General features: G+C 66.5%; 12 protein-coding genes. 5 read left to right on the top strand and 7 right to left on the bottom strand.

Annotated features, from left to right (window positions below):
* Positions 1-467: 467 nt before the first annotated feature.
* Complete coding sequence (locus ABTZ58_RS39055; RefSeq protein WP_351367934.1) at positions 468-1814, bottom strand: FAD-binding oxidoreductase; 1347 nt, start codon at positions 1812-1814, stop codon at positions 468-470.
* A 379-nt stretch (positions 1815-2193) separates the two neighbouring features.
* On the opposite strand from ABTZ58_RS39055, the gene ABTZ58_RS39060 reads away from it, so the two are divergent.
* Together ABTZ58_RS39060 and ABTZ58_RS39065 are read left to right on the top strand one after the other, a co-directional pair.
* Complete coding sequence (locus ABTZ58_RS39060) at positions 2194-2529, top strand: carboxyvinyltransferase (protein ID WP_351367937.1); 336 nt, start codon at positions 2194-2196, stop codon at positions 2527-2529.
* On the top strand, positions 2510-2794 hold the full coding sequence (locus ABTZ58_RS39065; RefSeq protein WP_351367941.1) for a hypothetical protein: 285 nt from the start codon (positions 2510-2512) through the stop codon (positions 2792-2794). The genes ABTZ58_RS39060 and ABTZ58_RS39065 overlap by 20 nt, the downstream gene beginning before the upstream one ends.
* A 659-nt stretch (positions 2795-3453) precedes the next feature.
* Here ABTZ58_RS39065 and ABTZ58_RS39070 read toward each other — a convergent pair.
* The gene (locus tag ABTZ58_RS39070) at positions 3454-3882 is read right to left on the bottom strand and encodes a hypothetical protein (protein ID WP_351367944.1); all 429 of its coding nucleotides are present in this window, start codon (positions 3880-3882) and stop codon (positions 3454-3456) included.
* Between the two features lie 19 nt (positions 3883-3901).
* A complete protein-coding gene (locus ABTZ58_RS39075) occupies positions 3902-4534 on the bottom strand; it encodes a hypothetical protein (RefSeq protein WP_351367947.1) in 633 nt (210 codons plus the stop codon).
* A gap of 516 nt (positions 4535-5050) precedes the next feature.
* On the opposite strand from ABTZ58_RS39075, the gene ABTZ58_RS39080 reads away from it, so the two are divergent.
* Positions 5051-5401, top strand: a complete 351-nt coding sequence (locus ABTZ58_RS39080; RefSeq protein WP_351367950.1) for an NsdA family TPR-like regulatory protein — start codon at positions 5051-5053, stop codon at positions 5399-5401.
* Positions 5402-5868: 467 nt separating this feature from the next.
* The gene (locus ABTZ58_RS39085) at positions 5869-6378 is read left to right on the top strand and encodes a lamin tail domain-containing protein (RefSeq protein ID WP_351367953.1); all 510 of its coding nucleotides are present in this window, start codon (positions 5869-5871) and stop codon (positions 6376-6378) included.
* Between the two features lie 236 nt (positions 6379-6614).
* Here the strand turns inward: ABTZ58_RS39085 and ABTZ58_RS39090 are convergent, their stop codons facing one another.
* From ABTZ58_RS39090 to ABTZ58_RS39105, 4 genes are all read right to left on the bottom strand, one after another.
* Entirely contained in the window at positions 6615-7016 is a 402-nt protein-coding gene (locus ABTZ58_RS39090; RefSeq protein WP_351367956.1) for a hypothetical protein, read from the bottom strand.
* An 89-nt stretch (positions 7017-7105) separates the two neighbouring features.
* Entirely contained in the window at positions 7106-7507 is a 402-nt protein-coding gene (locus ABTZ58_RS39095) for a DUF6009 family protein (RefSeq protein ID WP_351367959.1), read from the bottom strand.
* Entirely contained in the window at positions 7504-9024 is a 1521-nt protein-coding gene (locus ABTZ58_RS39100) for a DNA primase family protein (RefSeq protein WP_351367962.1), read from the bottom strand. Before ABTZ58_RS39100 ends, ABTZ58_RS39095 begins: the two co-directional genes overlap by 4 nt.
* On the bottom strand, positions 9021-10019 hold the full coding sequence (locus ABTZ58_RS39105) for a bifunctional DNA primase/polymerase (RefSeq protein WP_351367965.1): 999 nt from the start codon (positions 10017-10019) through the stop codon (positions 9021-9023). Before ABTZ58_RS39105 ends, ABTZ58_RS39100 begins: the two co-directional genes overlap by 4 nt.
* An 817-nt stretch (positions 10020-10836) precedes the next feature.
* Here ABTZ58_RS39105 and ABTZ58_RS39110 point away from each other — a divergent pair.
* Positions 10837-10992, top strand: coding sequence for a hypothetical protein (locus ABTZ58_RS39110; protein ID WP_351367968.1), 156 nt, complete (start codon positions 10837-10839; stop codon positions 10990-10992).
* Positions 10993-11596 lie beyond the last annotated feature (604 nt).

The raw sequence follows: 11596 nt of genomic DNA on the forward strand, positions 1-11596 counted from the left end.
ATCCACGCAACTACCTGGCCTTTCTCGGCCTCGCCGCAGCCCTCTGCTGCTACAAGCGGTACGTCCGCCTCACCACATAGGACACCGTCTAAAGCGAGAGACCCAGTTCAGCGCTCGGGTGTTGTGGTGGGGTGATCACCGGTTTGCCGGGCGGTGTGAGCACTGAGCCCATGGCCTCAGTAGGCTCGCTGGGGTACGAACCGCACCGGGCCAGGCGCGCCGCAGCCAGGGAAGCAGCTGTCGGCGCAAGTGCGAAGGCACCTGCTGGTGTTCGTCGGCCGGCTCCTGGCCGCGCTTGTCCATCTCCGTGACGGTGCCCAACCCGGCATGCGCCGTTCTCGTCGGTTGGAGAGCTCATGTGTGGAACCCTTTCCCCATCGGCGAGCGACCCGATGCCCTGGTCGTGCTTGCGCTGGTTGGAACCCCTCCTCTTCGGAAGCGGGTCGGACTGGCGCTTGGTTCCGGGTTCAGGCCGGAAAGGGCACCGACGGCAGGGCGAAGTTGTTGTCGAAAAGGTGCTCAGGGTCGTACTGCGCCTTGAGTGTGATGAGCCTGTCCAGTACCGCGCCGGGAAAGGCGTCCTGCAGTTGCAGTCGTCCGGTGCGCGTTTCGAAGCTCAGGTAGAGCCCATTCAGATACGGGTGGAGGGGTTCCCACCGTTGATCGAGGGCTTCGCGCAGCGCCGGCACCGTGGCAGCCATCAGGGCGAAGTTCTGGGTGCGGTGCGAGTATGCCATCGCCGTGGGCGGTGTGTCGTTGACCGCGGCGCCGACTGAGCGCAACTGCACCATACCGGCTGCTCCCATCAGCGCCGCGATAGCCTCGGCGGTGGGCGGGGTCAGGTGGTCCACCAGCCCGGAGCGCGAAATCGTGAGTGGCTGCTGCGCGTAGTGGGGTTCGTGCCCGGCCGGCAACAGCTGGTGGTACGGAGTGGTGTTGACCTGATGGCGCAGGGCTGGTCCGGCCGACAGCAGGGGACCGAGCGCTGCGCGGGCCGCTGCGGCGTCGGTGCCCGCGTATACGGTCATGGTCTGGGCGGCAGCTCTCCCGCCGGGACCAGTGAGGAGTGTCAGGAAGCTGGTGACCTCGCGGGGAGCCGCCTCCACGGCGGCTCCCCAGCGGTTGAGGAATACGGCGGTGTCCTGGGCGTCGTAGACGGTGATGGCTACGGTCACCTCGGGCACGCGCTCGGCGCGGAACACGAAGGCCGTCGCCACGCCGAAGTTGGCTCCCGCACCGCGTACGGCCCAGAACAGGTCCGGGTCATGTTCGGCATCGGTGCGCACCACGGACCCGTCGGCCAGGACGAGTTCGGCGGAGTGCATGTGGTCGATGGTCAGGCCGTGCAGTCGGGACATCAAGCCGATGCCGCCCGCGGTGGCCAGCCCGCCGACGCCGACGTCCCCGGTGTCTCCGGAAGACAGGGCCAGGCCGTGGGGAGCGAGCGATGCGGCGACCTCTCCCCAGCGCGCTCCCGCCTCCACACGCACCAAGCCCGATCGCGCGTCGAGCACGCTTACCTTGTTGAGCCCGGAGAGGTCGACGACGACGCCTTGGTCGTTGGTGGACCGGCCGCTGATACCGTGCCCGCCGCTGCGTACGGTCACAGGCAACTGGGCGGTGCGGGCGTGGGCCAGTACATCCGCTATGTCCTGGTGATCCCGAACGCGTATCACGGCAGCCGGGCAGCCCAGGCGCGTGTAGGTGTGTCGTACGGCGTCATAGCCACGGTCACCTGGCCGGATCGCGACCGCGGCGAGGCTCTGAGGAAGTGCCTCGTCAGGAACCGGAGATGGGTTGGCGGTGGTGCGCACGGGATGCTCCGTTGTACTCGTAGGTGACAGGGCCGAGTCCGGTCCGTCACTGCTGCGGCGGCGTGGTCCGTACACCGTGAGCGCGGCTGATCAGGTACTGAAGCGGGACAGCCGCGTGCGGCCCGGCGCCGGCAACGAGGCAGCCCGCGTGCCGGCCGAGGTCCCCAGCGCTGAACCACCCAGGACTATCCGCTCCTATCGCGGCACGCGGGCGGGTGCGGAGGGGACCGATGACGAGTTCGTAGACACGAGGCCCCGCGCCATCGAGTTCCGCCATGAGAGAGGTCACCAGCGAGGAAGTGACTCGTCAGATTCGAGTCGATCATCGACTGCCACTCGGCGTCGGAAGTGCCGAGGATCGCGCTGCGCCCCGGGCAACGTGACGCACACGCTGCGCGCGGTGGAGCGCTTCGGAGTGACCGTCACCGATGCGGGTGACGGGCGTGTGCGGGTGGAAGGGCCGATCCGGCACGAGCCGGACGATGTCCTCGACCACGGCAACGCCGGTACCGGCATCCGGCTCACCTCGGGGATGTGCGCGGGCATCGACGGCATCTCGGTGCTGACCGGGGACCGGTTCCTGCGCCGGCGCCCGATGGAGCGGATCGCCGCTCCCCTGCGGATGATGGGGGCGAGCGTGGACGGCCGGGAAGCGCAACCGCTATCGCTTCGGAGTCCGCAACAGCCAATTCAGCGTGGTGAACGAACAGGGTGAGCTGCACCTGTGGTGCAGCGCTGTCTACCCCTCCGACTGGGCGGAACTGCTCTCGAGGGAACAGCTCGACGTCCTGGCGGCCGTGGACAGGTGCCCGGCCGACACCGAACCGCGTGGCTGGCTGGACAGGTTCCTTCCGCGCCGTCGGGAGCGGCCGGACTACATCGACATCTCCGCGGACGACACAAGCACTCTCCAATACGAGCCGGATAACTCGGAACTGGACGGCGAAACCCTCAAGAACGATGGGGCCAGCACCCGATGATCCGTAACGCCGTAACCTGTGACCGCCCCGACTGCCTAGCCTTATTCCTGAGGCCTGACGGCCTCCCCCCGGAGGAACCGTTTGAGACCGCCGTGGCCGCCGCCGGGTGGCAGAACCTACCGGAGGGGCACGCCTGCCCGAGTTGTACGGCCGGGACGGGACCGGTCCTGGAACGTGGCGAGTGCCCCCGGTGCAGTGGCTCCACCGTCGACCGCCAAGCCGGGGCGGTCTGCCACTATTGCCGTCACGTCGAGCCACACCCGCCGGAGAAGTCGTGACTTCCCGAGCCTCCGGCGCCAGCGCGCCCGACATGGCGCCGCCCCCCAGGCCCAACAACGACCCTGAGGGGGCCGCGAACAGCACCCTCCCCTCGGGACCTGTCAGTCTCCTCGGTGACGTATCAGGGGTGCGACCGGCGGTAGGCCCTTCACTGTCGCGATCCGGGCTGAGGCTGCGGTGCAAAATCTCGACGATCGTGTCGAGAGCTTTCCGGATGGTCCAGTGGACTGCGCCGGACAGCTCACCCAGCGGCCGGTTGCTGTCGAGCACGGTCCATCCGGCGGGTAGGGAATCGCTGAACTAGGGCTTCCCGATGCGGACGGCGTGCCGAGGGGCTTTACCGATGTCCCCCGAGGTCGGCAATGGGGGACGCATCGCCTCTAGCTCTTCTTGGCCGCCTTTGACTGATCTGCTTTCTCGGCCACTGTCTTCTTCCCAGCGGTCGCTTTCTTCCCAGCGGTCGCTTTCTTCCCAGCGGTCGCTTTCTTCCCAGCGGTCGCTTTCTTCCCAGCGGTCGCTTTCTTCCCAGCGGTCGCCTTCTTCCCAGCGGTCGCCTTCTTCCCAGCGGTCGCCTTCTTCGCGGTGACCTTCGTTGCCGCGCCGGCCTTTGTCGTGGCCTTTTTGCTGGAGCCCTTCTTCTTGGATGGCTTCCTGGCATCCAGAGCGGGGTCCGGCATACGGTCCTCGGGGGCCGGCGGGTGGTGGCTGATCCCTTGCCTCGGGGGCAGCGGGTCGTGGCTGACCCCTTGCCTCGAAGGCAGACCTGGCTTCTCTTCCGGCTGACCCTGCGGGCCAGGCAGTGTGTTCATACTTCGCGCTCCGTAATTATTAGCGAGACACAAGGGCAGCCACCACGACAAGCACCACTTCCACGCCCAGGACGACAACTCCGTAACGGTAGTAGCGGGCGCACTTTTGCAACTGTTGTTCATTTTTTCTAGCTGCTGGAAGAATGCCCACCGTCAGTGCGCGACGAAGTTTCGCCACCTCGCCATATTCCCCTGAGGCTGTCAGGATGACAGCAGGGTCTGCACCGAAGTTCCAATTCCTTGGCATCAAGATCATGAAAGCGCAGGCGATGACTGCCGCCATAGTAACCATCAGCCCGATCAAAATTAGGACAGGCAGCGGATTTTCTTTGTCGACTAGGCCAATGGCAGCCGCGAATGACGCGATGGCACCCGCTACGGTGGAGAGACCACTCGCGCGATTTCGAAGATTCGTCAGAGTTGCATCCTGTTGGGTCAGAACGGTCAGTGCTGCGTCATACGCAAGCTCGAACTTTTCGTCTGGCCCAGTCGCCGCTGCGGCTGCGGCGAGCAACTCGTCGAATTTTGCTTGCTCTGCCTCATCCTTCGTCGGGTGGAGGACGGCCCCTGGCTGGGGCTTCAGAGGGGCGGGCGGTGGAGCCGTTGAATCCTCATCAGCCGGCGGACCACCTGACGTATCCGACTTCGCCATGTGCCAACTCCATCTCAAGTGGAAGAGACCGCCAGGGAACGACTCAAGAACAAGCCGACCGGCGCGAGATGGGCAATAGTTCTCACGTCTTGGCAGTGTTGAAACTCAGTCGCCATGCTGAATCACACCGATTCAGCCCGCGTGTTCCCCCTTGTAGCCCATGCATGAGCCGGCTCGGGGAACTACGGAGCAGGAATTCGGCGCTGATGCGCACGCTGGGCTGGTTCGAGGGCCGCGCCGACGCGGATCGCCCATGGGCGACTGCTTGGAAGAGTTCATGGCCTCCGAATCCGCTTTCCCGGTGCGCTGGCTGGGACCTATACCGCTTCAGGACTGCAAGGCAACCGGCGCGAGCGGTTGGTCAGGAGGTCTGCTCGTCGCGGATTGACGACGTGGCCGGCCTGGCACTCACGTACCACTTTCGGGGACCGAGCTGTCACCAGCCGTGCTCTCGTCGCCGCCGAGCAGGACCTCGATCGGGCCCAGCCCGCCACAACGCCGCCCTAGGCCGGATGGATGTCCCCGGCCGACCTCACGATCGACGCCGGCCGCTGCTGGCTGACCCTCGGCCAACCCCAGCGTGCCGAACAGTCGCTGACGGACGGAATCCGCATGCTCGCACCCTCACGGCAACGCACAAGGTCACTCGCCCTCGCCGACCGCGCTGAAAGCGCCCTCGCACGCCGCGGCCTCGACGCGGCCGCCACCGACGCCCGCTCCGCCCTGGACGCCGCGCTCGCCACCGAAGCCAGCCGCTGCATCAAGCTCGTCAACGACGCCGCCGCACGGATCACCCCCCACACGAGCAATGCGGCCGTACGGGACCTGCAGGCCCACGTCACAGCCCTCCCCCAGGCTGTCTCCTGATCGAAACCGGCCACTGGAGCGGGCGGTTGATGCACCGGTCGACGGTGATGCGCTCCCCCGGTGTGCGCGCGGTCAGCGGAGATGGGGGCACTACCCGGATGCTTGCGGACGCAGCCTGTGCAGATCGTGTGCGGGTGCGTGACGCGCTGTCCGGCTCGTAGTTGATCAACTCATCGCGTCACGTCCGTCCCCCGAGCGGATACGCGAACAGGGTGTCCGGCGTTGCCTCGGTCCGGGCTCCTGGCACAGCGCCCGGCTCCACTCGTGAGCGTGGGGCCGGGCGCACCCTGTCGGCCAGGTCCGTACTCGCATCCTCGGCACGGTGGTCGATATTCAGCAGCACTGGCACACCGGCAGCCGGTGCTGGCAGGCGGCTCTGCGTCCTTCGAACGGATGAAGGTCCGCATCCCGCGCAACCGCCGGACCCGGGGTGCGTGTCGTGCACAGGCGACACTACCCGCTCGACTATGAGGAGCCCGCTCTTGCGCAAGAGCCTCGTCACGGCGGCCGCTGTTGCGGCCGGCGCCCTGACCGCCCTGTCCGTCGTTCCCGCGCACGCCGCCGAGTACAGCTCGGCACTGAAGATCCGCGGAGTGCAGTACGACGCGCCCGGCCGGGACTCCAACAGCTGCTCCTCGGGCAACACTGACCAGGAGTACCTGACGGTGAAGAACTACTCCTCCCGGATGACGATCAACCTCAAGGGCTACGTCGTCAAGGACGCCACCGGCAACCGCTTCACCTTCACCGCCACCCACTACCTGCAGCCCGGCGACTACGTGAAGCTGCGCGGCGGCCACGGCACCGACTCCGACACCCACAACGTCGTCTACCGCGACAACTGCAACTTCCTGTGGAACAACGACAAGGACACCATCTACCTGTACAAGCCCTCAGGAAGCCGCGCCGACGTCCACACCTACACCAAGTCCAGCAACGACCCCGACGGCAACGGATACATCCACTTCCACAGCTGAGACGACGGCCACGGGCCCGGGCAGCTGGCTAGCCCACCTCAGTCCCTCGACGGGTCGCGCCTGCACCAAGACCATGGACTCGGGGATACCACCATCGGCCAGCTGCCGGGGTCACAGGCACGGCTGGCCCGAACCCTGACGCAGCTGACCACACCTGTTTGTGCCGGTTCCAGCCTCAGAACCTCGTGGAGCGGACTCAGCAAGTGGGCAGTCGGGTCTGCTTCGCAGCGCTTGGATCAGATGACGTCGCACTTTTCCAGCGGAGTCGTCCTCGCCGGCGGTACGCCCGCGGCCCCTTCTGGAGCCCAACGGAGTAGCAGCGGTAGGCCCGGGAGTGCGAGACGCCGAACATGCTCGTTGTCCTCGTATTCTCCGAAGAAGCGGACGGTGGTGGTCAGCGAGTTCTCCGACCGTGCGTAAGAAAGAAGCCTGCCGTCGTGCCGCTCGGCGATGCCCCGCACGGCTTTTTGGCCGGGAAAGCCGTGCGGGGCTGCCGCCACGTCTTGCGCGTACGAGCGGGCTAGGGCAGCTGTCCGTTCCAGGGCTTCTGCCTCATTTCGCTCATTCACGCGTTCCTGGCGGTAGCACATGACCATGAGGACCGCAGCCGCAATCAGGACCATGAGGATGGGCACCATGATGGCGGCGAGACACCCTGGGGACGGCACCGTGACACGGGTCTCCCGCACCACGGTGCCGTGATCTCGTGAGCGACCTCACATGCTGATTACAGCGGCAGTTGTATGCCGAGTTCCTGCATGGCGAGCGAGGGCGGCCCGCCTTCGGAGCGTTCGGTCTTGGAGCCCTTGATGCGGGGTTCGAGGGTGCGGGGGTCCACGGCTTCTGCCGGGGCGCTGTTGGCGTACAGGCCATCGGGCTGGCTGTCGCGATCGTGGGGCAGGAGCCAGAAGACGCGGCGGCGGAAGGTGCCGGAGGCACGGGAGGCCTTGGCGTCGGGGCCCAAAACGGCGTAGCCGACCATGCGGCCGTCGCGGTGGTAGGCGGGTTTGCCCTTGCGGGTGGGCAGCCGGTCCAGGCTCTGGCGTACGTAGTCGAGTTGGTCGGTGTCCTCCAGCCACACGATTTCGGTTTCGTGGCTGATCTCGTCCGCGCTGATCAGGGAACTCATTGGCTGGTGTCCCTTTCGTCGTCGGTGAGCAGTCCGATGCCGGGGTAGTGCTTGCGCTGGTTGGACAGGATCATCTCCTTGGGCGAGGCCAGCCCGATGAGTTCCCGCGTGCGGGCGGCGAACGCGCGTGAGGACATAACCAGGGCGCCTTCATTGTGGCACCAGGCTTTGTAGGCGGCGTAGAGCGCGGTCTGCTCGGCGCGCAGCTCGGGGCCGAGGCGGCAGCATTCGTCGTAGAAGCGGCCGGTGTGGTCTTCGGTTTCTGCGTAGGCGGTGGTCGCGATGCGTACGCGTTCGGGACCGGTGAGGTCGCGGTCGCCGGCGAGGTAGCGACGGGCGCCGTCGATGAGCCAGCTGAGGATGCCGGGGCCTTCTTCGGTGACGAGGATGTCGGCGAGGTTATCGATCTTGCGGTCGTCGGGGACGATCCGCTCGAACGGGAGCAGGCGCATGCGGCGCCAGAAGGCGAAGCCTCCGGTGCCGACTTCGGGGCGGGTGTTGCCCAGCAGCCAGAGTTTGTGGGTGGGTTCGAAGCTGAAGGGGTCCTGGCGCATGCGGCGGGCTTTGATGCGGTCGCCGCCGGTGAGAAGTTTGACGCGGGCCTCGTCGAACTTGTCGCCGGGTTTGATTTCGGAGCAGACGTAGATGCGGCGGCCGTGGAGTTCGGCGAGGTCGGTGGGGTGACCTTCGAACGGTTTGGCCATGAGGAAGCCGGGTGGGGCGGCGTCGGCGTAGTCGCCGAGGAGTTTCATGGTGACGTCCAGGAGGACGCTCTTGCCGTTTTTACCCTTTCCGTAGAGGAAGGGCAGGATCTGAGCGCCGACATCGCCGGTGATCGAATAGCCAAGCAGCAGGTGCAGGTAGTCGATCATTTGCTGGCCCTCGGCGTCGTCGCCGAAGGTGTCGGTGAGGAAGCGCAGCCAGCGTGGGGTGGGCATGGCCTGAGGGCCGACGGTGGTGGAGCGGGAGTGGAAGTCCTTGCTCGGGTCGGGGGCGGAGAGCAGGCCGGTGCGCAGGTCGACAACGCCGCTGGGGGTGCACAGGGCGTAGGGGTCGGCGTCCAGGCGGTCGGGGTTGAGGGACATGCCGGGTGCGGACTTTGCCTGGGCGAGCATGGCGTTGATGCCGGCGGTCGACAGGGCCCGTCGGCGGTGCTTCGCCAGAGCTGTGGTGGTGAAGTGGCCTCTCGGGTCGTGGGTGGCGATGTTCTCAGCGAGGTCGCCAGCCGCCCACAGGACGGTCTCGTCCTCATCCATCTGCCAGCGGGTGGTGTCCCACCGGAACCAGCCGATCCGGGATACGTACCGATAGTCGGAGGCGTAGAGCTTAACGAAAAGCTTGGCGTTGCCGCGGTCGGTCAGAGTGTCCGGCAGCAAGCCGTTGGCGGTGGCTTCGCCCAGTAGCCGCTCGGTGGCGGCCTGGGCGGGGACCGGCACAGTGGCGGCCTGGTTGCGGATCTGGGCGGCAACGGCTTCGGGGTCGAAGTCGAAGAGGGTCTCGTTGCGGGGCGACGTCACGGGCGCCTCCCACTGACGTGAAGGGGCCGTTGCCGGCCAGCCGCAAGGCCGCTGCGAATGATCTGCTCGATGCGGTGATCCTGACCGGGACGGGCCGCGACCGCGGTGTCCTTGAGAGCCTGTTCGGCTTCCTCGGGGAGCCGGCCGGCGGCGATGAGGCCTCCGAGAGTGTAGGCGGCACGGTTGAGAGTGTCGGAGAACCCTGCGCCCTCGGCAACTTGACCGCAGGCCTCCACGGGCGCGAGGAGGGCGGCGAGGGTGTTCGCGGCTGCCGAGCGGCTCCCGCCGGCGGCGAGGACGGCCTGCTGGGCGCGCGGCGGCACGGGCCGGGGGGCGGGGATGCTGGGTGCGGGCAGGTGCCCGGTGCGGTCGAGTTCCTGAGCCAGCCACAGCGGGAGAGCGGCGGGCTCCCGGGCTTCACCGACGGGCGTGTAGGTTCCGTGCTGGGTGGTGGTTCCGGGGGCGACGATGTAGCTGCCGTGGGCGCGGATGTCGACCTGCCAGGCCAGGGCGCGGCCTGGGGTAGAGCCGACGGAGGAGAGCCATCGACGGTTGACGGTGGCTCGGTACCAGACGTGAAGTCCGCCGGAAGGGGTGCGCACGCGCAGGGTAGTGGTGTCGTCGGCTGGACTTTGCTGGCCGCGCAGAGCGGCGAGTACGGCAAGGGTGTGAAAGCCAGTGGCAAGGCCGGTGAGGTCGACTTGGTCGCCGATGGGGATGCCCGGCAGGATGCGGTCGCGAGCGGGAGGCTCAGCTGGATGGGCGTCAATGTCGATGACCACCAAGCCGGCGGGACCGCAGGAAACGCCGATGCCAAGCTCGGGATGCTGGCCCCACCACTGCTGGATGCGCCGCTGGTTGAGGGTGGCGGCGTAGAAGCTGTGGCACCAGCGGCCAACGCGCAGGCAGGGACAGTCCCTCGGTGCGTGGGCGTCCTCACGACAGTCGCTGCAGTTCCCCGCTGGTGATTTCCTCCCGGGGGCGAGAGGGTGCACTGGCCAGCCTCGGCGGGCACACCACTGCGCTGCGAGCAGGCTTGGGGCAGCGACTGAAGCCGCAGGCACAGGACCTTGTGAGTCGCTGCCGGAAAGACGCAGCTCAGCAGGCATTCGCACCCCCAATCAGCGACCGAAGCGACTCAATGACAGACACAGACTAGCGAACGCGGACCGTGTCGTCGCGGAGCACATGCGGAACACGGGTCGCTGAGCACACACGACACAGCCCGCAGGCTGAGACCAGCGACCGAGCAGGGAACACAGCGACTCTGACGCCTTCGGTCGCTGCTCCACCACCACGGACAAAAGGCCAGGCCAGAGCAGCTATGAAGAGCCTAACAGCGACTGAAGCGACTCAAGCCTGGGATATATCACGCACACGCACACACTCTATGACGCCCATATATGCAGAGTCAGAGTCGCTTCAGTCGCTCCAGCTACGAGGAATGGGCATTGACCTGCGGTTTCTTAGTCTCAGACGGTAGCGACCGAAGCCCATCTGGGTCGCTGCTCTTTGAGTCGCTGTTCCTGCTTAAGCGACCGAAGCGACCGAGCCCCGCCCACCAGGCAAGCATTGTTCGTGCCCCGCCGCCCCCACATGCGCCTTCCTACGCGGCCATCACGTTTCACAAGAGGGCCAGACCCCGGCCGTAACGCTGCAGGACCAACGGCGCAGCATCCTCGGGGCGAGCGGGAGGCTCAGCTGGATGGGCGTCAATGTCGATGACCACCAAGCCGGCGGGACCGCACCTTGGTCGACGGATGGGTCTCCGCCCCTGTCGGTACCAGGAATGAGGCATACCGGCTGGAATCCATGGTCCTCACGAACCTGCACCACGTCTTGAACGGACACATCGATGGCGGCCGGATCTTCGAGTGGTTCCACGGCCACGACTTCGAGCGGGTCAGGGAACTTGTGGAAGACCCGATCGCGCTCTTCCACTTGACGCTGCAAAAAGCCCTTGGCTAGGTAGGGCTGCAGCAGTCGCAGCGCTACCGTGCGGCCGCCGCGCGAACTTATCGATAACGTGCGAGAAGGCACACCGCGAACAGCTTGCGAGCGCGGACCAGTGGGTCCGGGCTCGCAAGCATGTGCCTGGAGTGGCTGAGGCCGACCCACCAACGCCGGGAGACTCCGCCTCTCAGCTGGTTTGGCCAGTAGGGCTGATGCGGTCCTGCGTGAGTGGAAGAGGACGTCGATGTACTGGCGGAATATCGGTGGGTTAGCGCAGCACAGCACTCGGGATCACTGATCACCTCGGCCGCAATCACGCTCATGACCAGGCGAATCACTCGACGAAGTTCTCGCAGGAGCGGACAGCCCACCTCCCGCGAGGCCCAACGCGACTGATCGTCTTGGCGTTGGCGGTCAGCAACCCCACCAAGAGATCACCTGGGTCCTCGGGCCTGGACTCAATCTTCCCATCACCACGGCGAGACCGTCAGCGACACGTCCAGAACTTCGCGAACCGCACCCAGGGGTGGTCCGCCGCGTCGATGTACGTCTTGGTGACGTCGGTGATGAAGTCGCGGCTGCTGTCGGGGCTGAGGGCCTGGGCCTGGAGGTGGTCGTG

Origin of the sequence: Streptomyces sp. NPDC094143 (genome assembly GCF_040303825.1) — a bacterium.
Lineage (GTDB): Bacteria > Actinomycetota > Actinomycetes > Streptomycetales > Streptomycetaceae > Streptomyces.